At 46.0% G+C, this 22,915-nt stretch carries 21 protein-coding genes; 13 read left to right on the forward strand and 8 right to left on the reverse strand.

Going from position 1 to position 22,915, the window contains the following annotated elements; translation table 11 throughout:
- Window positions 1-64: 64 nt before the first annotated feature.
- Window positions 65-1,387 carry a J domain-containing protein gene (locus QUB35_RS14700; RefSeq protein ID WP_333142600.1) on the reverse strand — a complete coding sequence of 441 codons (1,323 nt, stop codon included), beginning with the start codon at window positions 1,385-1,387 and terminating at the stop codon, window positions 65-67.
- 677 nt (window positions 1,388-2,064) lie between these two features.
- Here QUB35_RS14700 and QUB35_RS14705 point away from each other — a divergent pair.
- The 6 genes from QUB35_RS14705 to QUB35_RS14730 all read left to right on the forward strand — a co-directional run bounded on the left by QUB35_RS14705 (window position 2,065) and on the right by QUB35_RS14730 (window position 11,972).
- A complete protein-coding gene (locus QUB35_RS14705) occupies window positions 2,065-5,340 on the forward strand; it encodes a DNA polymerase I (RefSeq protein WP_333142601.1) in 3,276 nt (1,091 codons plus the stop codon).
- 11 nt (window positions 5,341-5,351) lie between these two features.
- Window positions 5,352-5,924: a thermonuclease family protein gene (locus QUB35_RS14710; RefSeq protein WP_333142602.1), complete on the forward strand. Its 573-nt coding sequence runs from the start codon at window positions 5,352-5,354 to the stop codon at window positions 5,922-5,924.
- Between the two features lie 46 nt (window positions 5,925-5,970).
- Window positions 5,971-6,969 carry a hypothetical protein gene (locus QUB35_RS14715; RefSeq protein ID WP_333142603.1) on the forward strand — a complete coding sequence of 333 codons (999 nt, stop codon included), beginning with the start codon at window positions 5,971-5,973 and terminating at the stop codon, window positions 6,967-6,969.
- A 188-nt stretch (window positions 6,970-7,157) separates the two neighbouring features.
- Complete coding sequence (locus QUB35_RS14720; protein ID WP_333142604.1) at window positions 7,158-7,679, forward strand: hypothetical protein; 522 nt, start codon at window positions 7,158-7,160, stop codon at window positions 7,677-7,679.
- 354 nt (window positions 7,680-8,033) lie between these two features.
- Entirely contained in the window at window positions 8,034-9,749 is a 1,716-nt protein-coding gene (locus QUB35_RS14725; protein WP_333142605.1) for an ATP-binding protein, read from the forward strand.
- A gap of 525 nt (window positions 9,750-10,274) precedes the next feature.
- Window positions 10,275-11,972 (forward strand): calcium-binding protein, encoded by a 1,698-nt coding sequence (locus QUB35_RS14730; RefSeq protein ID WP_333142606.1) that lies wholly within the window; start codon window positions 10,275-10,277, stop codon window positions 11,970-11,972.
- 117 nt (window positions 11,973-12,089) lie between these two features.
- Here the strand turns inward: QUB35_RS14730 and QUB35_RS14735 are convergent, their stop codons facing one another.
- On the reverse strand, window positions 12,090-12,782 hold the full coding sequence (locus tag QUB35_RS14735; protein ID WP_333142607.1) for a DUF2259 domain-containing protein: 693 nt from the start codon (window positions 12,780-12,782) through the stop codon (window positions 12,090-12,092).
- Between the two features lie 483 nt (window positions 12,783-13,265).
- Here QUB35_RS14735 and QUB35_RS14740 point away from each other — a divergent pair, with 483 nt between their 5' ends.
- Window positions 13,266-13,511, forward strand: a complete 246-nt coding sequence (locus tag QUB35_RS14740; RefSeq protein ID WP_333142608.1) for a hypothetical protein — start codon at window positions 13,266-13,268, stop codon at window positions 13,509-13,511.
- Window positions 13,498-16,113 (forward strand): ATP-dependent chaperone ClpB, encoded by a 2,616-nt coding sequence (clpB, locus tag QUB35_RS14745; RefSeq protein ID WP_333142609.1) that lies wholly within the window; start codon window positions 13,498-13,500, stop codon window positions 16,111-16,113. Before QUB35_RS14740 ends, clpB begins: the two co-directional genes overlap by 14 nt.
- Before the next feature lie 80 nt (window positions 16,114-16,193).
- Here clpB and QUB35_RS14750 read toward each other — a convergent pair whose 3' ends face one another.
- The 4 genes from QUB35_RS14750 to QUB35_RS14765 form a co-directional block, all read right to left on the reverse strand.
- Window positions 16,194-16,652 carry a hypothetical protein gene (locus QUB35_RS14750; RefSeq protein WP_333142610.1) on the reverse strand — a complete coding sequence of 153 codons (459 nt, stop codon included), beginning with the start codon at window positions 16,650-16,652 and terminating at the stop codon, window positions 16,194-16,196.
- 7 nt (window positions 16,653-16,659) lie between these two features.
- On the reverse strand, window positions 16,660-16,950 hold the full coding sequence (locus QUB35_RS14755; protein WP_333142611.1) for a hypothetical protein: 291 nt from the start codon (window positions 16,948-16,950) through the stop codon (window positions 16,660-16,662).
- A gap of 157 nt (window positions 16,951-17,107) precedes the next feature.
- On the reverse strand, window positions 17,108-17,284 hold the full coding sequence (locus tag QUB35_RS14760; protein ID WP_333142612.1) for a ribbon-helix-helix domain-containing protein: 177 nt from the start codon (window positions 17,282-17,284) through the stop codon (window positions 17,108-17,110).
- Window positions 17,285-17,337: 53 nt separating this feature from the next.
- A complete protein-coding gene (locus QUB35_RS14765; protein ID WP_333124348.1) occupies window positions 17,338-17,514 on the reverse strand; it encodes a ribbon-helix-helix domain-containing protein in 177 nt (58 codons plus the stop codon).
- A gap of 205 nt (window positions 17,515-17,719) precedes the next feature.
- Between QUB35_RS14765 and QUB35_RS14770 the strand changes: the two genes are divergently transcribed.
- The 3 genes from QUB35_RS14770 to QUB35_RS14780 all read left to right on the forward strand — a co-directional run bounded on the left by QUB35_RS14770 (window position 17,720) and on the right by QUB35_RS14780 (window position 19,495).
- The gene (locus tag QUB35_RS14770; protein ID WP_333142613.1) at window positions 17,720-17,953 is read left to right on the forward strand and encodes a hypothetical protein; all 234 of its coding nucleotides are present in this window, start codon (window positions 17,720-17,722) and stop codon (window positions 17,951-17,953) included.
- 203 nt (window positions 17,954-18,156) lie between these two features.
- Window positions 18,157-18,690 carry a DUF262 domain-containing protein gene (locus tag QUB35_RS14775; protein ID WP_333142614.1) on the forward strand — a complete coding sequence of 178 codons (534 nt, stop codon included), beginning with the start codon at window positions 18,157-18,159 and terminating at the stop codon, window positions 18,688-18,690.
- 112 nt (window positions 18,691-18,802) lie between these two features.
- Window positions 18,803-19,495 carry an MAE_28990/MAE_18760 family HEPN-like nuclease gene (locus tag QUB35_RS14780; protein WP_333142615.1) on the forward strand — a complete coding sequence of 231 codons (693 nt, stop codon included), beginning with the start codon at window positions 18,803-18,805 and terminating at the stop codon, window positions 19,493-19,495.
- Window positions 19,496-19,661: 166 nt separating this feature from the next.
- Here QUB35_RS14780 and QUB35_RS14785 read toward each other — a convergent pair whose 3' ends face one another.
- Complete coding sequence (locus QUB35_RS14785; protein WP_333142616.1) at window positions 19,662-20,324, reverse strand: hypothetical protein; 663 nt, start codon at window positions 20,322-20,324, stop codon at window positions 19,662-19,664.
- Between QUB35_RS14785 and QUB35_RS14790 the strand changes: the two genes are divergently transcribed.
- Window positions 20,323-20,511, forward strand: a complete 189-nt coding sequence (locus QUB35_RS14790) for a hypothetical protein (protein WP_051041528.1) — start codon at window positions 20,323-20,325, stop codon at window positions 20,509-20,511. The genes QUB35_RS14785 and QUB35_RS14790 overlap by 2 nt on opposite strands.
- A gap of 136 nt (window positions 20,512-20,647) precedes the next feature.
- On the opposite strand, the gene QUB35_RS14795 is transcribed toward QUB35_RS14790, so the two are convergent.
- Entirely contained in the window at window positions 20,648-21,664 is a 1,017-nt protein-coding gene (locus QUB35_RS14795) for a YihY/virulence factor BrkB family protein (RefSeq protein ID WP_333142617.1), read from the reverse strand.
- Window positions 21,665-21,800: 136 nt separating this feature from the next.
- On the opposite strand from QUB35_RS14795, the gene QUB35_RS14800 reads away from it, so the two are divergent.
- Complete coding sequence (locus QUB35_RS14800; protein WP_333142618.1) at window positions 21,801-22,433, forward strand: hypothetical protein; 633 nt, start codon at window positions 21,801-21,803, stop codon at window positions 22,431-22,433.
- The last annotated feature ends 482 nt before the right edge of the window (window positions 22,434-22,915 follow it).

A 22,915-nucleotide genomic window follows, 5' to 3' on the forward strand; every position in this document is an offset into this window, starting at 1 on the left:
TGACAACTGACAACTGACAACTGACAACTGACAACTGACAACTGACAACTGCCAACTGACTAATTCAAAAGATACGATCGCCCAACCAACTTCCCAGCCACAGCCCAAAACCGGAAGTAGCCACCAACAGGATAAACGTATAAAGCGCGCTGCCGTTGTGGATCAACCTTTCTGCAGCTACCATCCGCGCCACAACTCCAGCAATAATGCCGATCGCAGCCCAAGCCCCATAAACACTCTTAGACCCGGCGATAGCCAAAGCTTGGACGAGATCCCCCGAACCCGCCCCAGCCAAAACCCCCGCCCACGCCCCAATCCCCAGCCCGATCGCACCAGAGAGCCCGACGGGGCCGCCAGAATTGACGCCTAGTTCCGTCGCCAGCCCGCACATCAAGCCGACAAGCGCCCAACACACGGCCGTCACCAACGCCTTAACCCAATTCCCAGAACCTGTTCCCGCCATCAATCCCACCACTGTCACCACTCCCCCTACAGCTAAAACAGCAGCCACAGCCCGAGACTCAGCCTCGGAACTGGCGATCGCCCCCAAACCAGCCCCAACTGCTGCCCAAGCAGCCCCAGTGACCATTCCTCCCGCCTGAAAACCAGCGATCGACCCCCCTACCGCCCCAGCCAAAACTAACGCCGCCAGCCACACTCTAGGCGTTGCCGAACCCTCCGCCAGCAAAATCGCGGCCCACAGCCAATCTGCACCGCAGATTAAAGCCCACATCCACAGCGGGGCCGCTGATTTCGTCAAAATCCAACCGGTCAAAGCGTAACTCGCCACAGCGATTGCCAGCGGCCACCAAGGGAAGCTTGAATAGTGTTGAGATGGCCGCACTTCCCTCGGCGGGATTCGTGGTTTTGAGTATTGAGTTGAAAATTCTGTTTTCCTTCTCGAAGTAAGCTTTCGATAGTTTTGAGATGGCCCTGCTTTCCTCGCAACGATTCGCCCTGGTTGCTTTGTGCCCCGCCACGCTGGGCTATTGTGAGTGGTAAATCGTTTCTTGCTTGAAGAGTTTTTTTGAGTTAGAAATTTTTTGGAGGGGGCTTTTGGGCGGGTTTGACGGCGCTGGGAACCAGGCTTGGCGGCTGATTTTGCAGAACGCCTTCTCAGCGGCTTTTCCGGCGCAGGGGGCGGTGGCTGCTGAAACTGTTGTTCGATCGACTTTGATTCAGGCTGACTCAGAAATAACACCAACTCCTGGTAAGCTTCATTAATTTCTGTTAATCGTTGTTGAGCTTTTTGTTGCAGGCGATCGTTGTGGGCAAACCGATCGGGATGCCACACAAACGCTAAATCCCTGTAAGCGCGCTTAATTTCTTCTAGGGAACTTCCCGGCTCAATTTCGAGGATTTCGTAGCATCGATTAATGTCAGCCATAGGCTTCGGGCAGGTGTTGGTAAATTCGCGTGAAGCGAAGCTATCCCCTAGGGAATCGTACTTAACTCAATTGGCGTAAGTCCCACGCTGTAATTGTACTCAATTGGGCGTTGGGATATAAGCTTTCGCAAGGTCTATGAAATAATCAAAAATTTCCTGATTTCTCACAAAAAGATGGTAAGATATAAGTGGTTGCGACCCACCCACTCGGCTGCAAACAACAGGTCACAGTAGCAGTAGTATGCTTACCAAGGATAACTGCGAGAGAAAGGGGGAAAAGACAGACCGCTGGTTATTGGGATACGTCCTAATTTGAAATACAATCCAAGTTTGTCATACGGAATAGTTTTTTGCCTTGGGAAACAGGGTTTCTGCGTGGGTTCCCTACGAAGGGATAAAGGCTGCAAAGCCTTCTTATGCTGTGTAAGACTTGGATCGTCTTGAGTGACGAATATTCAGCAATGGATATCCCCAACGCCCGCAACGGCAAATGAGACACGAAGCCTACACGCTCACCGCAAGGTTAGTGTGAGGTATTTCACCATCTTGTACTATTCTCAGCCAAGCTGCACATTAAGCCGAGATCCGATCGAGTGTCAAGCGTCCTCAAGTCTGCGGGCCATCCTTCCGGTCGATCAATGCAGGCGGACAACTGAGTACAATGAGAAAATCCTTTCGTGCGATCGGTATTTGTGTCTGTGTCGGCAAATCAAGCTCCCATCTTCATCTTAGTTGACGGCCACTCTCTGGCCTTTCGCTCCTACTTCGCCTTTGCCAAAAGTCGAGACGGAGGCTTGCGAACGACAACAGGCATTCCCACCAGCGTCTGTTTTGGCTTTCTCAAGTCGCTGCTGGAAGTAATGGCGGCCCACGACCCCCAGTACATGGCGATCGCCTTTGACCTCGCCACACCCACATTTCGCCACGAAGCAGACGACACTTACAAAGCCGGTCGAGCCGAAACACCCGAAGATTTTAAGCCGGATATCAAAAATCTGCAAGAATTGCTCACCTATTTGAATTTACCTGCAATAACTGCTCCCGGCTACGAGGCGGACGATGTTTTGGGAACTTTGGCAAACAAAGCCAGCGCGGCGGGTTATCAGGTCAAAATCCTCACGGGCGATCGAGATTTGTTTCAATTAGTAGAAACCGAAAAACAAATCAGCGTATTATATTTGAGTACCGATGAACTCAGGCGATCGGGCAAAGGCAAATCCCAAGAATACGGCCCGGAAGCAGTCAAAGAAAAACTCGGCATTTTGCCCGAACAAGTAGTAGATTACAAAGCTTTGTGCGGCGACAAATCCGACAACATCCCCGGAGTAAAAGGCATCGGCGACAAAACCGCCCTGCAATTGCTGGAAGCTTACAATTCCCTTGATGGAATTTATGCAGCCATCGACGAGATTAAAGGAGCAACTAAGAAAAAGCTAGAAGAAGGCAAAGAAGCTGCTTATCATTCTCAACGCATGGCGACAATTGTCCAAGACGTGCCATTAGAAATCAACTTAGAAGATTGCCAGCTTATAGGTTTTGACGAATCAGCCTTGATTCCGATGCTGGAAAAGTTGGAATTTAAAACATTTTTAAGCAAAGTTAAACAAATTCAAAAGCGTTTTGGTGGCGTAGAAGAGAAGGAAAAACAAGAAGAAGAATCCTCGTTCCCCGGCTCTGCCCGGGAACGCATATCCAGAGGCTCTGCCTCGTCGGAAAACACCCTAGAACAGCCATTGGAGGGTGTAGAAAAGCCCTTGGAACAGGGCGGGCAAGATGCCCACCCCACAATAGATAAGTCACCTCCAACTTCTGAAAGTTCAGAAGAAAACGCCTTATCCTTTTGGAGTCATGATGATACCAAAGCCGCCCAGCAGGAAAACAAACTGCCCATTAAACCCCGAATAATTCAAACAACCGAACAGTTAAACGAATTAGTCGAACTGCTACAAACCTTCACCGACAAAACTACACCCGTGGCGTGGGATACCGAAACCACCGCGATCGAACCGCGAGACGCCGAATTAGTCGGAATTGGCTGCTGTTGGGGAATCGGTGAAGAGGATCTCGCTTACATTCCCACGGGACATAAAACGGGCAAAAACTTGGACAAAGCCACAGTTTTGAATGCTTTGCGTCCGATTTTGGAAAGCGAGAATTATCCCAAGGCGCTGCAAAATGCTAAGTTCGATCGATCGATCCTGCGTTGTCAAGGAATCAAACTAGCCGGAGTCGTCTTCGACACCATGCTAGCCAGTTACGTACTCAATCCAGAAACTAGCCACAGCCTCAGCGAATTGTCAAAGAAATACTTAGGCATTGTTGCCCAAACTTACAATGAATTAGTGCCAAAAAACAAAACAATTGCTGACATCAGCATTGGAGAAGTAGCTAAATACTGCGGCATGGATGTTTACACTACATTTCAGTTAGTAGGTAAACTTAGAGCAGAATTGAAGGAAGCTGATAAAACTAGCTTTCCCCGAAAAACTTTGGAGGGGTTATTGCTGGAAGTAGAACAGCCCCTAGAACCAGTTTTAGCAGAAATGGAATATCAGGGGGTTCGCATAGACCTAGGACATCTTAAAGAACTCTCCAATCAACTGGAACCGCAATTAGCAGCTATTGAGCAGGAAATTTATAACGCCATACCTCTTGAGGATTTCAAGGCTTATCTCGCCGAAAAAATCGAACATATCGAACCCACTTTAGGGACGGTTCCTCAGAAAGTTTACGAAGCCGTACCTAGTGCAATTTTAAAGCCTTATCTCAAGAAAATATTGCCAAAAAATAACCTTAATTTGGCTGAAATTAAGCAGAAAGTTGACAACACAGCACCCAGTGAACTTTTAAAGTTGAACTCACCATCCCAGTTGAGCGAACTGCTGTTTGACATACTCAAGCTAAACACCAAAAAGTCTCGTAAAACTGCGACAGGCTTCTACTCCACCAATGCTGACTTCCTAGAAAATTTGCAAGGAGACCATAAGGTTGTCGATGCTATCTTAGATTACCGTACCCTGCAAAAGCTTTATTCTACCTATGTAGATGCTATACCGAAGCGGGTGCGTCCCGATACTCAGCGATTGCATACTGATTTCAATCAAACTGTTACAGACACAGGTCGTCTGTCTTCTTCTAATCCTAATTTGCAGAATATTCCCATCGGTACGGAATTTTCTAAGCAAATTCGCAAAGCTTTTTTACCCGAAGAAGGTTGGCTGATGGTGTCTGCTGACTATTCTCAAATTGAACTGCGAATTTTGGCTCACTTGAGTCAAGAACCTGTGTTAATTGAAGCTTATCAAAATAACCGAGATGTGCATACCGTGACGGCTCAACTTTTATTTGAAAAGGAAGAAATAACTCCCGACGAGCGCAGGTTTGGCAAAACGATTAATTTTGGGGTAGTTTACGGTATGGGAGCGATCAAGTTTGGGCGATCGATGGGCAAGACTTCCAAAGATGGCAAGGAGTTTATTGCTAAATTTAACGCTCGCTATAGTAAAGTTTTTGAATTTTTGGAGAAAGTAAAAAAAGAGGCGATCGCCCTCGGATACGTTACCACAATTTTAGGCCGCCGCCGTTACTTAAACTTCGAGAGCGAAAGCCTCCGCGACTTAAAAGGCCGCAATCCCCAAGACATTCACTCCGATCGACTTAAATCTGTCAGCAGAGATGATGCCCAATCTTTGCGGGCCGCAGCCAACGCTCCGATTCAAGGCTCTAGTGCTGATATCATTAAACTTGCCATGATTGAGGTACACAAAATTTTGCAAAACTATCAGGCGCGGCTGCTGCTGCAAGTTCACGATGAATTAATCTTTGAAGTACCTCCCGATGAATGGGAAGAATTGCAGCCGAAAATTAGAAGTGCGATGGAAAATGCTCTGCCACTTAGCGTACCGCTGATAGTTGACATCCACGCTGGGCAAAATTGGATGGAAACTAAATAAAACACAGAAATATGAGCCAACTTAAAATCGCCATTTTCCCAAAAATAAAAACCATAAGTGCAGTTGCTGTGCTATTGCTACTATTCGGGTGTCCGCAAAAGTTTGCACCGAATAACTATGCTGTCAAGCGAGTCAGCGACGGCGACACCCTTGTCGCCAGTGATGCCGCCGGGAAAGATATCAAAGTGCGTTTTGCCTGTGTAGATGCACCGGAAGTCGCGCACACCAATGCTGAGAAAAATAGCAAAGCAGCAGCAAAAAAAAATCAATTTAAGTGGGGAAATCTAGCCCACCAAAGAATGCAGCAGCTAGTCAAAAAAGGGGGTGGTCGCGTTGTTTTGACTGTCACCGATACTGACCGCTACGGCCGCCAAGTTAGCGAAGTTCGCTTGCCAAACGGCACATTTGCCCAAGAAGTTTTGACCCGCGAAGGATTAGCAATGGTTTACCGTCCTTACTTGAAAAACTGTCCGAGTGCAAGTATTCTGGAACAAGCAGAAGCCGAAGCTAAGAAAAATCGCCGCGGCGTTTGGGGTGATTCCAAGTTTGTGCCAGCTTGGCAATTTAGACAGAACGGCAAATGAGCGAAATTTTGATTTTGTGGTAATTGTTCTTTATCTAAGAATCCCCATGTTAGAAATCACCGTAAAAAACAACGCTATCTGTTTCGGTAAACACTTCTCCCTGAATTTTGAACGCACTTTGCGGATACCCGACGACGGTAAAACCTATCCCTTACCGCCGGGATTAGGCGATTTTCCAGTCTGCAAAGTTGATGACTACATTTCTAGAGTACCTGAAACTTGGAAAGAACACGGGGGCGTGTTTATTCCCATGTATCAACGGGAAGCTTTGTGGATTTATTTTAGAGGCGTTGATTGGCGGCCCAATGCTGTTAAAATTGCTGTTGGTAAAATCAATGCCGTTTCAGGCAAACCTTGGCAGCAAAAACTGCAAGCTGATGACCAAGATTATGTCATTTGTCCCGATCAACCCTGGTTAGATGGTATCAATGCTGGTGAAGGTTACATCCGCCAATTTGTTGCTATGCCTCTCGGTATGGGTTACACTGTCGAAGGACAAGTAACTGGTAAAGAAGAATTTGGTGGCCTTCAAATCATTGTATTCGATCCGAAACCAGGGTTATTTCCAGAAGAACCGCCGCCCTCACAATTACTGAGAGGTAGAGGCTTTAGTGATTTTGCACCTCTCGATTGTATCGCATTTGGTGGTGCGGAAATGGGATTAGCAGCAGGTGGTAAAATGAAACAAGAAATTTATCCCGATAGTTACGGTATCAACACCTGGGACGAGACAAATTTCGGCAGAGTATACGTCCACATTGTTAATAGCATGATGTATCGGGAAATCACTGGTAAAGAACCGCCAAACACGCCAGTTACTGCCAAAACTTACAGTCAATACAATCTTCCTTGGTTCGACCTTTACGACGAACAAAAAGGCTCTGTCGCACCCTCAAGTATCCTTTCTCAAGTCAAGTCTGTCAAAGAGATGGACGAAAATCAGGGATTTGCACCGCAGCAAGACGATACATCTGTTGACATTCCTCAAGCACAAATTAAAAAGCTCAAAGTCGATCCCGATGGAGTCAGAGATGGCAATTGGTAGTCTACTAGCAGAATCTCGATTGTATATAGGGACAATTAATCAATTGCCTTTGTAAATAGACAGTGCTGCATCAGGCCTGCTAAATTAGACACTACCTGTCGCAGTAAGGCGCGCCGAGACGTACCCTACCGATAGATTCTTTGTGGAAGTCCAATCAATTAGCAAAAAATTACCATTAAGGGACATCAATGAATTTCAAACATCTGGTTATTTCTGGCCTGACCCTGCTCCTCGGTACTGCAATCGTAGGAAATGCTATTGCTCAAGAACTGACCAACGACCAAAAAACGGTTGTTTGTCGCTTGAAAACAGAAGTTGACCAGCGGAAAGGCAACGGTCAAAAATTAGTATTTGTGCCGTTGCTGGGCCAAGTTCGCAAGCAAGTTTCATCTCCTTTTAGAGCAACACTGCATCCTAATGTGGAGTATGTTTTTGTTGCCACTTGCGACGGAAATTGCCAGGATTTAAACTTATCTCTCAAGGATGCCAGCGGTCAGGAAATCGCTGTGAGTCAAAAAACAGGCGAACTGGCGTCAATCTCTTTTACTCCCCCATCCCAAGGCGAATATCAAATCAGTGCTAAGCCTGGGGAATGCAAGACGGCGGAGGGTTGCAGTTACGGCCTGGGAATCTTCGTTCCGGCAAGTGCTAGCGTACCTAATGCTTCAAGAATTCCTGCGGAGATAGCACAATTTCGACTTTGCCAGTAGAGGAACAGGGATAGAGTTGTGGGTTGCGAGTAGAGTAGAGTCTTGAATCAGACATCTAACTCATAACTTGCAACTTATAACTCGCCACTCATAATATCGCAACCACGCCCGACGGTGAGGACGTTCTTAATTACTCAAACCCTCCCTTTGACTGTTTCTTCCTTCTTTCTTCTTCCTTATGCTATGATTTGTTACGCATAACTCCTCCAAACAGTCAAGCCGATCGAGCTGTGGAACCCTGCAAAGACCCAATAACTGCCGAAACCTGGCCCGAAGCCAAAACTTTATTTACCCTCACGCAGGCATCAATTAGAATATAGATGGTGCCTCTCAAAGGTGACGAGTACATTGCCCATGTCTTTAACCTTAGCTTTGAAAAATCAACTGCAGAACCGTCCTCAAATAGGGTTGAAAAGTCTGTTGGGCCGCTTAGGTATCAGGCAGAAAATCGGCTGCGGATACGCCTTGGTCATTAGTATTGCCGTTTTGGGTGCTGTGGCGGGACGGGGAGTAGAATCCTATCACAAACAGCAAGTTAGAGAAAAACTAGCGCTCGATCGAGATAAAGCGGAAATCCTGACAAACCTCAACAACACGGTGCAGGAAGTCAGAATTCAGCAGCAAGAGCTCGCGAGTCTGACGGCCCAACCGCAAATTTTCGATCGCCAACGCTCGGAATTCCTGACTCGCGTTGCTCAGATGAGCGGCATCCTCGAACAACTGCAAACCCTACCGCCGACGAAGAATGCCGAGGTTGCCAAAGACTACGAACTGCTTCAACAGTTCGCTCAAACCAACGGCAAAACCGTAGAATCATACTTTCAACAAGTACAAAAATTGTTGGCGGCTGCCAAATTATCTGCTTTGAATCCGCAACAGCAGCAGGCTTTGGGGCGGAACTTGAACAATTTTGTGGCGGGCGAAACTGCTTTGAAACTCAAACAGTTTTCCGAGGATTCAGCCCAACTGGCCGTCAACTTTCGCGAGAAAGCAGACGAGGCATTGAGAACCTACGAAAATGCCGAAAAACTCGGAACTCTCATTCTCGTTTGCTCTCTCTTGATATCAGGTGCGATCGCAGCAATTCTAGCAGCATACACCAGCGGGGCGATCGCTCGCTCCTTAGAAGCCACCACCCTCATCGCTCAGCGAGTGACAGAAGAATCTAACTTTGATTTGCAAGTACCCGTCACTACTTCCGACGAAGTGGGAAGGCTAGCAATTTCCCTCAACGAACTAATCCAAAGAGTAGCCGAATACACCGAAGAATTGCACGAAGCAAAAGTAGCAGCCGAAGCGGCCAACCGCTCGAAAAGTGCATTTCTCGCCAACATGAGCCACGAACTACGCACCCCCCTCAACGCCATCATTAACTACAGCGAAATGCTGCAAGAAGATGCTCAAGATTCCGGTTCAGAAGACTTTCTCCCGGACTTAGAAAAAATTCAAACCGCAGGCAAACACCTGTTAGATATGATTAGCGATATCCTCGATATTTCCAAAATAGAAGCAGGTCACGTCACCCTTTATTTGGAAAACTTCGACGTGGCAACGATGATTGAAGAAGTGATGACTACGGCTCAACCGCTAGTAGAGAAAAAAGGCAATGCTTTAGCACTGAAAACAAAAGGCGAACTCGGCACAATGTACGCCGATCAACCGAAAGTGCGGCAAATTCTCCTTAATTTGCTCAGCAATGCTGCCAAATTTACCGAAAAAGGCGTCATTACTATCGGCGTGGAAAGAATTAAAATTGAAAAATCAAGACCGGGGAAACAAAATAAAAATAATGATATTCAATCGGGTTCAAGCTACACTTCTCAAGTTGTAATATTTCGAGTCAGCGACACTGGCATCGGCATGACAAACGAGCAATTAGAGCAGATATTTAAACCTTTTACCCAAGCTGATGCTTCGACTACCCGCAAGTACGGAGGGACGGGTTTGGGGTTGACAATTAGCCAGCGTTTGTGTCAAATTCTCGGCGGCGAAATTAGCGTCGAAAGCGAAGATGGGAAAGGTTCAACTTTTATTGTCAGTCTCCCGGAACGGGTAGTGATGCAGGCATGAAGTCAATCGATTTTAGATTTTAGATTTTAGATTTTAGATTTTAGATTAAAGAATTGAAGCATTGAACCCACGGATAAATACGTTCGGCAAGTTTCATCGGATACAGGTTTTTTATTTCTGGACGGATCAATCCGGGGGCTTGTATCCTGGATGCTTGATTGTCAGGCAATATCTGGATTTTGACACGGATATACGGATTAATTATTGAGCATTTGTCAATAGTCAGGAGGCAGATATTCAAGGAAAAAGAAAGAGGGAGGAAGGAAGAGGGAAATTTTAAAATGTATTGATATAGCAAGCGCTTTCGTCGGTTAGGGCATAAAGTGTAAATAGCCCCAATTGCCGTGCGATCGCAAAACCCATCTCCAAAGTTGCACTCTTAAATATGAATACTTGGGACAGTTGTTGATTACTAACCGTAGGAGAAGGGTTTCAAGGCTCCAAGGCGATCGAGCTACCAACGGAAAATTGAGGGTTTCAGACTACGAAATAAAAACTGTTCGGACTATTGAAATATCAGGGCTTATGAATATTACTCGCGTTTCAGTTGACTCAGCAGGCAATCAGGGCAATCGAGGGCCATTGGGCACCTTTTCCTCTGCTTCCATTTCGCCCGACGGGCGGTTTGTGGCGTTTGAATCTCCAGCATCCAACCTCGTGCCGGGAGACACTAACGCTAGCGAGGATGTCTTTGTGCGGGACACGCTAGCCAATACCACCACCCGTGTCTCTGTTGACTCAGCAGGCAATCAGACTCTCGGCGACTCCTACAGCCCCTCCATCTCAGCCGACGGGCGGTTTGTGGCATTTTGGTCTGATGCCACAAACCTTGTGCCGGGAGACACTAACAATACAAACGACTTCTTCTTACGGGACTTGTTGACGAATACCACCACCCGCGTCTCTGTTGACTCAGCAGGCAATCAGGTGACGAACAATGCCTCCGGAGGTGGCTCCATCACCCCCGACGGGCGATTTGTGGTGTTTTTTTCTGACGCCTCCAAGCTAGTGCCGGGGGACACTAACAATACAGCCGACATCTTCGTGCGAGACTTGTTGACGAATACCACCACCCGCGTCTCTGTTGACTCAGCAGGCAATCAGGCGAACAGGGAGTCCTACGGCTCCTCCCTCTCAGCCGACGGGCGGTTTGTGGCATTTTCCTCTCTTGCCACAAACCTAGTGCCGGGGGATACTAACAATACAAACGACATCTTCGTGCGGGACTTGTTGACAAATACCACCACCCGCGTCTCTACGAACTCAGCAGGCAATCAGGCGAACGGGGAGTCCTACAACCCCTCCCTCTCAGCCGACGGGCGGTTTGTGGCATTTTCCTCTTTTGCCACAAACTTCGTGCCGGGGGACACTGACAATAACATCGACATCTTCGTGCGGGACTTGTTGACGAATACCACCACCCGCGTCTCTACGAACTCAGCAGGCAATGAGGGGAACAGTAACTCCAACAGCGCTTCCATCTCAACCGACGGGCGGTTTGTGGCGTTTCATTCTAGTGCCTCCAACCTCGTGCCGGGGGACACTAACAATAGAAGCGACATCTTCGTGCGCGACACGCTAGCCAACACCACCACCCGCGTTTCTGTTGACTCAGCAGGCAATCAGGGGAACAGCCTGTCCTTCGAGGCCTCCATCTCTGCAGATGGGGGGAGAGTAGCGTTTTCATCTGATGCCACTAACCTCGTACCGGGAGATACTAACAATAACATCGATGTTTTTGTTTCTGACATCGGTAACATTCCAGGCAATAATCCTCTTGGTAACAACATCAACGGCACTCCCGGCAACGACAACCTGTCTGGCACCAGCGGCAAGGATATCATCAACGGTGTGGAAGGTAATGACGTACTCACCGGTTTGCGGGGCAACGATATCCTTGTCGGGGGCGAGGGCAGCGATATCCTCAATGGCGCCAAAGGTTTTGACACTCTCAACGGCGGTTTGGGAAACGATATTCTAGTCGGCGGCGCGGGCAACGATGTATTTGTTTTAGGTGCGGGATTGGGAGTTGATACGATCGCTGATTTCGCCAACTCTCAAGATACCGTGCAACTAATCAATGGCTTGACCTTCGGACAGCTATCAATTTCGCCGGGAACTGACGGCACATTAATTACAGTAACCAGCAGCGGTGAAGTTTTAGCTTCTTTGATAGGTGTTGCTCCCAATCTCATCGTTTCTGAAGATTTCATCTCGGTCTAGAGATAGTAAAGTGGTCATTTGTGAAATCACTTTTACTCAGGGAACATGATTAAAATTGGCCAACAATCCTTGTAAGTTTTGATAATTCCCAGGTCAAAACCTGGGAATATAGCAAGCCTAAAGAACAAAGCCTTGTACAACAGTAGTTTTCAAGACTCCTTCAAAAGTGCGTTCTGTCTTGTCCAGCAGGACAACGACATTGCGCCCGTTCGGAGACAAACGAACTTCTCGGATTGAATAAGAGAACACCCAATCTTGAAAATTGTTCAGCGTTCCGAGGACACGCGGCCGACCGTTATGATTAATTACAAGACGCATGGCCGCGCTTTCTCTGCCAGCCGAAGCATTTTTTTGCCGCTGTTCTAGGCGAATTTGTAAAGGCTTTGCTGTATTGACTTTGACGGCGACTGTCTCGCTTCCATTGGCTCCGGGAGTACGAGAAATAATGTTCAGTTTAGTTCCAGCTTGAGGAGGAGTTAACTTCAAAGTTTGCCTGCTATTCCAACTTTTTTTAAGCAAGTCATCTTCGGCCATTTTAGTGCTTTTATTGGAGTCTGGTTCGCCATATTTAGTTTCGATACACCCATTTCTGATGCAGGAATTTGCAGCAACTTGGACAATTTGCAATTCGGCTTTGGGAATTCCCGCTCCTGTATCTCTCGAACTTTCTAGATACAAGTAGTAATTGCTGTCGGCGGAAAAACCCGACATCCGGTGTGCGGCACGCCAGGTACTTGCCAAAGCTTCAGGGGCTAGTGCGATCGCGGCACTTGCTATAATTCCTAACGAAAATAAAGGTAAAATTTTCATGGCTATATTTTCCAGGTGTGAGAGTTATAGCGGCTGTTATTGATGAGTAAAACAATAACGCTTCGGGTTTCGCTATAGGACTGTGACGGTTCTCAAGTCCTCTCTCCTATTTACATGAGTGTTTCTCGATTTTCCGCAGCAGGAGACTGTTTAAGAATGTGCCGTTTTTGTAAGTGGCACTAGAAAGCATTTTTAATGTGAGAGTTGGTCTTATCTCACATCTTGCACTCTTCTCAAGAACAGGCAAGATGCCTGTTCCACAAAGAGTGAATTTTCTTCTTGTGGAACAGGCATCTTGCCTGTTCATAAAAGCTTATTGACAATGGTGCAACATCTCATACCAATTTTTTATGAGGTTGCATAGAATCCGATCCCCCCTAGCCAAGAGGGCGGGCACGGGGGCACCGCCCCTACTAAGGGGGGGGACAAGATTCTTCTCTTTCGTCCCCCTTATTAATAAGGGGGATTTAGGGGGATCGAGATATGTGCAACTTCACATTAAATTGGTATCAGTCTTATCCAAGAGTCCAACTTTTAGGCGCGGCAGTTTGCTTTTCCTTGCGAGAGACTGCTACACAGGACGGAAATACCTATCTCAAGATAGGGGAACACCGATCCGCCCCCTCTCCGCAACTCCCTACAATGACAATTGTACGGGCGATCGAGCAATTGCCTCTACAGCAATCATCATTTTTAATGCAGGGAATTAAAATTTATGCAACCAAATAATCCAAACCAATTTACCGAAAAAGCCTGGGAAGCCCTCGCCCGCACCCCCGAAATCGTCAAAGCAGGTCAGCAGCAGCAGCTAGAAAGCGAACATTTGATGAAAGCTTTGCTGGAACAAGAATCGGGGCTCGCTAGCAGCTTATTTAACAAAGCGGGAGTTTCTGTAGCAAAATTGCGCGATCGCACGGACGAGTTTATCAGTCGCCAGCCGAAAATTACTGGAAGCGGCGGCAACGTTTATCTAGGTCGTTCTCTCGACACTTTGCTCGATCGCGCCGAAACTTATCGCAAAGAGTACGGCGATGAATTTATTTCGGTCGAGCATTTGATACTAGGTTACGTTAAGGACGATCGTTTCGGCAAAAATCTACTACAAGAATTTAAACTATCTGAAGCTAAGCTCAAAGATATCATTACCCAAGTCCGGGGGAACAACAAAGTGACTGATCAAAATCCAGAAGGCAAATACGAAGCGCTGGAAAAATACGGCCGAGATTTGACAGAAGCCGCGCGTCAAGGCAAACTCGATCCGGTAATCGGACGCGATGACGAAATCCGCCGCACGATTCAAATTTTGAGCCGTCGCACCAAAAATAATCCGGTATTGATTGGGGAACCGGGAGTCGGCAAAACTGCGATCGCCGAAGGACTCGCCCAGCGAATTATCACCGGAGATGTGCCGCAATCTCTCAAAGACAGACAATTAATTAGCTTAGATATGGGCGCGTTAATTGCCGGGGCAAAATTCCGGGGAGAATTTGAAGAACGCTTGAAAGCAGTGCTCAAAGAAGTGATGGACAGCAACGGCAAAGTCATCTTATTTATCGATGAAATTCACACCGTTGTCGGTGCCGGTGCAACTCAAGGATCGATGGATGCCGGCAACTTACTTAAACCCATGTTAGCGAGGGGAGAATTGCGCTGTATCGGTGCTACAACTCTCGACGAATACCGCAAGTACCTCGAAAAAGATGCGGCACTAGAACGCCGTTTTCAACAAGTTTATGTTGACCAACCGACAGTTGAAGATACTGTCTCGATTTTGCGGGGATTGAAAGAACGCTACGAAGTTCACCACGGCGTAAAAATTTCTGACAGCGCCTTAGTGGCGGCGGCTACTTTGTCTACTCGATATATTAGCGATCGCTTCCTTCCAGACAAAGCCATTGACTTAGTGGACGAAGCAGCCGCTAAACTCAAAATGGAGATTACCTCCAAGCCGGAAGAACTAGACGAAATCGATCGCAGGATTTTGCAGCTAGAAATGGAAAGACTGTCGCTGCAAAAAGAAAGTAATGCTGCTTCGATCGAACGCTTGGAAAGACTGGAAAAAGACTTAGCCAACCTCAAGGAACAGCAAAGCGCTTTGAATGCCCAGTGGCAATCGGAAAAAGGTGTTATCGGCAGCATTCAAAAGATTAAAGAACAGATTGATAAGGTGAATATTGAAATTCAGCAAGCTGAATTAAAATATGACCTTAACCGCGCTGCTGAGTTGAAATATAGCAAGTTAACTGAATTGCAAAAACAATTGCAAGAAGCAGAAGCTCAACTGTCAGCAACTCAAACCACAGGTAAAACTTTGCTACGGGAAGAAGTTACAGAAGGTGACATAGCCGAGATTATTTCCAAGTGGACGGGAATTCCGATTAGCAAGTTAGTTGAATCGGAAATGCAGAAACTTCTGCACTTGGAAGATGAACTGCACAAGCGGGTAATCGGACAGGATGAAGCGGTGACGGCGGTTGCAGATGCAATTCAGCGATCGCGCGCAGGTTTAGCAGATCCAAATCGTCCGGTTGCGAGTTTTATCTTCCTCGGCCCCACGGGTGTTGGCAAAACCGAATTAGCCAAAGCATTAGCGTCTTATTTGTTCGACACCGAAGAAGCGATCGTGCGAATTGATATGTCGGAATACATGGAAAAACACGCGGTTTCCCGATTAATTGGTGCGCCTCCGGGATACGTTGGCTACGACGAAGGCGGACAATTAACTGAGGCTGTGCGCCGCCGTCCTTACTCCGTGATTCTATTCGATGAAATCGAGAAAGCGCACCCGGATGTCTTCAACATCATGCTGCAAATTCTGGATGACGGCCGCGTTACCGATGCTCAAGGTCACACAGTAGACTTTAAGAATTCTGTGATTATTATGACATCGAATGTCGGCTCTCAATACATTTTAGATGTGGCGGGAGATAACGAACAAATGCGGAGTCGGGTGATGGAAGCGATGCGGGGAACTTTCCGCCCAGAATTCTTGAACCGGATTGATGAGATGATTATCTTCCACGGTTTGAGTAAGGCCGAACTGCGGCAGATTGTGCTGTTGCAAGTTAAGCGCTTGGAAAAACGCTTAGCCGATCGCAAAATGTCTCTGAAATTGTCGGAATCTGCGATCGACTTCTTAGCAGAAATTGGTTACGATCCGGTTTACGGTGCGCGGCCTCTGAAGCGGGGAATTCAACGCGAGTTAGAAACGCAAATGGCGAAGGGTATTTTGCGGGGAGATTTTGCTGACGGCGATACCATTTTTGTGGATATCGAGAATGAAAGGTTGGCGTTTAAGCGGCTGCCGGCACAGTTGGTGACTGCGAAATAATAGGAGTTGGGTGGGCTGCGGCCCACCTTATTTTTTGGGCGATTCCCTACGGGATAGCTGGGCTTCATGCACTTTTTTTTCTAAATTACGGTAGGTAATTGAAAAACTTCTAAAATCTTTTGTTTCAAAGTAACTAAGTCATCTGTAGCTGCATGAGCTTCATAAATAGCTTCGGATGCTGCTACAAAAGGATCTGCATCAAGGGCAAAATAGAGTGAATTCACGGCGCGCGCTGTGTGAAATGCAGCTAAATAATCTGATAATTCTATATTGCCTTCTCCCATTTTTTCTTGCAAGTCCCACTGAATCTCATCGAGTCGATCGACCAAGGATTGAAGTTTGTTTTGAAGTGAAACATCACCACATTGACCTTTTTCTAGCGCGTCTAATCCTTCGTCAAGAATTGGGTGACTCAAGCTAGTGCGCTCAATTGCGAATTTACAAGCGGCTTTGGCTGCATTTCGCTGTTCGGAAATAGTTGCTTGTTTCAGCATTTCCGATTGTTCAGGAGCGATAATTTCTAAGCGATTTTCTGTCATTGTGTAATTAACTCCTTGGATTAGATTTTTGGGGACTTGCGACTAAGCCGCCAGCGCCTTCTATCGTTTGGACGCAGTTTTCACAAATAGGACGCCCTGCTGCTACTGCAATTACTTTACAATCATTTTTAACGGCCCAAGCAACTATGTTAGCTTCTGCATGACCAAAACCGGGAATAACGGTTTCTCCGAATAGAAGTGCAGACTTTACTCCCGGACGCAAGTAACCATTGGGTTCGCTGGTTCCTATCACTACTCTGCGGTTTTCTTGGGCGTTTTCAACAACCCCAGCACCCATTGTTACTCTAGATTGCGCGGGTGGTGATAAAGCTTGCTGTAAGGCGATCGCTCGCGTTCGGGCAATGCCTTCAGGATTGCTGAAAAGTTCTGCTTCTGTGTAGTCTTCTGGCAGTGTTGTCTCCTCGGTTGTTAAAGATATAGGCTGTGGTGATCGCTTAAGGGCGATCGCTTTCTGATTTATCTTTTTTCTGTTCTTGGCGTTCTGGAACAGATTTAGTCAGCAGGTACGTTGCCAAACTGCTAACGGATCTGCTGTCTTCTTGTGCCCATTCTTCGAGAGCTTTTTGAATTTCCTCTGGTAGGTATGCGGTAACTCTTCCCCGTGAAGCCATTCGTTGTACTGCAAAACATTTCAACACACTCCATCTTACGCCGTGGCCATCGCTTAAGGGCGATCGCTTTCTGATTTATCTTTTTTCTCGTCTTGGCGATCTCTGACTGCTTTAGCTGCGACATGGGAGAGAAGGTTTGCGAGGGTTCTATCTTCTTCTTCGGCCCATTCGGACAACGCTTGATGAACGTCTTCTGGCAGTGTAACTGTTACTCGCATACGTGAAGGCATAGGTGGGCACGGTTTTACTTCAATTGTCTTTAATTTTACACTCTAACATCATTTTATATCTTTTTATGTCATTTGCATCTAATAACATCAAATGATGCTATAAGTGTATATAGGGTTCAGACCCTAAAAAGTCAGAAGCCAGCCCCTTACTGTGGAAGGTTCCGGGCTGGCTCTGGCTCCAAAAATATCAATGGAGACGAGTTCTATGTTGACATACAAAGACCGCTTGTGTTGTTCGGCGATCGCCCGTTTGTTACCCTCTGAGCAATGGATAATTGTTGCCCGCTTCCGCAGTCGTTCTGACGCAGACGGCCATTTTCAGTTTTTGCGACAAACTATACCGCACGTTAAGTTTGAGGTTGTGTTCGATTTAAGCGGGGACAGCAACCGTTTATCGGCGTTGGGCCGCTGTGCCAATTCCCTCGCCAGCCGGTTATAAATTGTAATTTTCCGGCTGTTTTGAGTTGATTTAATTTGGGGGATCGCACTTTTTTTGATAAGTGCGATCGTCCGTACCCTCTCAGCCAAATCAGAATTTACACTGGGGTGGCCTCAAGACTGAAATTCTCCGAACACGACTTTATCAACCTTGGGCTGTGGTAAAATGATCGTGTCCACAACACTTTCTCGTTACTTAAAAATATGCGATCGAAACTAGAACAAATTACGCTGCAAGACAGAAATGCTGCTGAAATGGAAATTCGCGACAATCGGCAGCAAATTAATTACGACACCAAACAGTATCCACTCGAAATACTCGTTCAAAAATATATGGAAGGAATTGACGATGATACTAATAAGTTGTTTATTCCCGACTACCAACGTGAAATGACTTGGGATGAAGCAAGGCAATCAAAGTTTATCGAATCTGTAATTTTGGGGCTGCCAATACCTTATCTATTCGTTGCTGATATCGGTGATGATGAAAATGATGAATCACGTTTAGAGATCGTAGACGGTGCAGAACGCATTCGTACTCTAACCAGATTTGTAAACAACGAATTAACCTTAATTGGACTGAAAAAATTAGAGCATTTGAATGGATTTAAGTTTGCTGATTTACTCCTGCCTCGTCAGAGGCATTTCAATCGAACTACACTTCGGGTAATCCAACTAAGCAAAACTGCCAATGAGGAATTCCGAAGAGATTTATTTGAGCGGCTACAATCATTTTAATAGCCAAGTAAATACATTTAAAAGAGAGCCAAAAATCTCTGGGTATTAGTTTGAGGAATCAAAAAGTAGTTGTGTGTATTGAATATATCTGCGATCGACTGGTAAGATAATCATGGAAACTGTACTCTTCGACTTTCATACACGCGCTAAAGATGTGGATGATTACTTCATTTTTCTGGAGAGCTTGGAAAAACAGACAACGAAGTTAGCTGTATTCGATCCTGCTGGCACATACAAAATACAAAGTCTCGATCCTGAGTTAGCAAAAACTCTGAGAGCTAATGGTTTTTTGTTACTGTATAACTTAGTTGAATCCACTATGCGAAATGCGATTGAAGCCATATTCGAGGAGTTTAAAAATAAAGCCATCTCTTTTGACGATCTCAAACCAAAAATTAAAATAGTTGTTCTTCAAAATCTTAAAAATCGTTCTCCTAAGAAAATTCATTTAACAATCAACCAAATCTCTACAGATATCATCACAGCTACATTTGAGCGCGAGGAACTGTTTTCAGGAAATGTGGATGCTAGGTTGATTAAAGAAATAGCAGAAAAATATGGTTTTTCATATCAAACAGACTTTACTAAGACAAAGAACGGGAAAAATCTTGTAGTTGTTAAAAGCAACAGGAATGATTTGGCGCATGGGATTAAGTCTTTTGAGGAAGTGGGGCAAGATCAGGCTATTGAGGAACTATTAGAAATTAAGGAAGAAGTCGTAGAGTATTTGACGCAAATACTGGAAAATATCAGAGATTATCTTGACAATGAAGAGTATTTGGAGTTACCCACAGGTAATCCTTAATTTTTGTTTTCTTCAGTCCGCGCAGGTGTCCAGAAACCGGGTTTTTGCGAGAATACTTTTTACAGCCTGCTGAAACAGCAAAAAACCCGGTTTCTCGCGATCGCCATCAACCTAAAATGACGCAATTACGTTAAAAAACCGCGTTTTTGCGTCCAGGACTACTAACTTACTTTCGCACCATCACAGACTTAATCACAGCATTAGGCTGATACTTATTAGTCTGAAAAAATCCCCCTTGACCAGCGCCATAAACTCCCGCAAATTGTTTCCCTTCAGCCTTGGGAACAAACATAATGTTTCTAGTGGGTTGCTTGGCAAATACAACCCCTTCTCTCATTTCATTATCCACGTTATAAGATAAAGTAGCCTTGCCGTAAATGGCCTCAGCTTGTTTCAGAGTCATTCCCGGCCCGACGCCCTGAACAGTTTTATAATTAGAATTATCAGTCATCAAAAGTTCAATGACATCGGTATCTTTTAGCTTTGTACCCGCAGCGTAGATAATCCGATATTGCACTTTTCCCGATCGGCTGACAGCCACAGCATCAAAGTCTACCATAAAAGGAGACTCTACCTTAAACTGCGCCGTGGAACCCAGAGCCTTTTTCAATTGTCCGAAAGTCATTCCCACCTTCGCCGCTCCAATTGTGCGATCGGAAATTGTTAAACTTGCAGAAGGTGTTTTTTGAGCAGCATTTGCCGTTTCCCCCAGCTTATTTGCACCCCTAGGCGCAATAGCGGAACCCGGAACCGAAATTAAGGTGAGGTAACTGCCGATCGCCAGCAAAGCAGCTATCATTGATCCAGACAAAACTTTAATATTCAACATGACTAATTCTCCTAGATTTCAAATGCGACTATCTACCCGCATCTTTTTGACTATCCTGGGCCTCACCCTCCTAGTTTGGATTCTCAGAGGTGTTGGGATATTGACATTCATTCCCGGTGGTGTGATATGGATACTAATTTTGTTGTCTTTTGTTGCGGGTATCCTCAGCACTTTACTCCGCAGGTAAGCCGGCATCCGGTAATTAATAATAGTTTTTTGACTGTTCACTGTTCACTGTTCACTGTTCACTGTTGTCATAACAAATAACAAATAACAAATGCCCAATGCCCTGTTTGGCCAATGCCCTGTTTGGCCAATGCCCGTTATTTTAGTTTCATTGCCTTTGCGACTGTTACATTTAACTGAGCGCCGATCAGCATCACCAAAGAAGAAATATCGAGCCACAGCAGCAACACAATAAAAGTTCCGATCGTGCCGTAAGTCCAACTGAAATTGCCCCAATGCCCAACATAAACCCGAAATAAAGCTGAAAAGAGCGCCCACAAAATAGCAGCAAAAACAGCTCCAGACAAAATAGGAATATCTGGTTGACGGCGGCTAGGCCCGTAGCGGTAAACAAAGGCAAAGGCAAGTGATACAATTCCCAAAGAAATCGGCCACCGCCACAGCCGCCAAACACCTAACAATTGCGACTCCAAAGGGCAATTGCCGGCGAGTAGCAAGCAATTTTGAACATCTTTTAAATCGCAATTGGCAACGGACTCCAGCAGGCAACTCTGGCGGGCAATAGCTTGTACAATTAAGTCGCTGACAAAGACTACTCCCGATGCTAGAATTAACAGCACAATTGTACCGATACTCAGCGCCAGAGAAATAAGTTTTGCTTTCCAAAATGGTCGAGTTCGATCGCTAGGGATTTCATGGATGCGATCGAGTGCAGCCATCGCCGCGCTCATTACTCCAGAAAATGCCCAAATCGCCCCAAGAAAGCTCACCGAAAACAGCCCTTTACTGCGAGTTAACAGAATTTCTTTGATTAAGCCACCAATCAACTTCCGCACGTCATCGGGTATAACTTCGCCCAAAAGACGGGCGATTTGATACAGTGTTGACTGCAAAGGTTCAAAGAGGGCGATCGCAGATAAGATAGCCAACAGCCCCGGAAACAGCGCCAGCATAGAATTGTAGGCCATTTCCGCAGACAGCCCCGGCAAGCGCTGTTCTCCCGCCTTCGCCCCGACTTCCTTGAGCGTGCCCCAAGTCAAACACCGACAAAACAGCCAAAATCCCCCAAATTTCCGTTTGAGTGCTCGAAGCAGCCTCAAAAATGCCTGAAACAAAGCTAAAATCAGGTAGCGCAACCAGTAAAAAATGTTCATAGCGCACAGGCAATGGGGCGAAAGATGAGGTACACAAGTCGTTAATTAATTAAGGCATTATCAACTCGCAATTGCCAATTCCCAATTCCCCCATCTAAAATCTAAAATCTAAAATCTAAAATCTAAAATCAATATTATGGCTCAGGATGTCAGACAGTGGTTAGATGAAATCAAGCGGCTGCAACAGCAGTTAACAGAAGTTTCGCGCGATCGAGATGAGGCCGGTGAAAGTGCCGCTCAGTGGCGCCAACTATACAATACCGAAGCCGAGCAGCGGCGGAATGATGCTAAATTAACTCAGCAAACCATCGCTTCTCTGGAAGCACAAATAGAGCAATTACAAAATTTTTCCCCCCTTGTGCCCGAAGGCGACGATGCTGGAGTTGCTCGCCAGCAGGAAGTCGAACAACTGCAAACAGTAGGCGAACTTAAAGCTAAGTTAGCAGAAGTTCTCGAAGAACGCGATCGGGCGATCGAACAAGTTAAACAACTCACTCAAGCCCTCAAACAAGAAGAAGCCCGTCACGCCGAAACTAGCAAAAATTTAACTAGCGCCCTCGGAGATGCCGTTGACTTGCTCACGAAAGCCCAAAATCCTGCCCCTGCAAAAACGGAGACAGTATATTCTTTAGAGATAGTACCTACTCGCACTGCAAATCCTGGCGAAACTGCTCTGGAAATCCGCCAAACTTCTGCCCCAGGCAAAAATCCCGCCCAGCTTCCACCTTCTAAAAATCAGTTACTCGATTTACCGCCCTTTGGGAATTAGGAGTTACAAATTCAGGAATTTTCGGCATGGCGAGTCCCCTTAGCAGGTGGGATTTAGTCAGCGATGCGTTGTTTTTGCCTTAACTGCAATTAGGCTGCATTAATTTATCAGCTTCTTTAGGATATTCAATTCCGCTTATATCGGAATGATTAAACCACAGAGGACGCAGAGGATACAGAGGAAGGGAAGAGAGATGAATAATTCCGATGAAGGGCTGAGTTGATATTATTCCGCATCTACGGATGGTCTACTAATCGATGTAACTGTACTATAGCAATCCTAAATCATTCTCATAATTAGGGCTTGCTGAATAATCGATCGCACATCAAGAATAAGAGCGATCGATATATTCAAGCTCGATTAAAGATAAGTTTTTTCGGTAGATAGTTACCCCAATGATAATTGTAGATTATCTTCAACCAAAAAACAGGCCTTCTTTTTCCAAATAGACATAAAAACACACAAAAAACCCGGCGCCACCA

It is taken from the genome of Microcoleus sp. B13-B6 (assembly GCF_036705405.1).
GTDB lineage: Bacteria > Cyanobacteriota > Cyanobacteriia > Cyanobacteriales > Microcoleaceae > Microcoleus.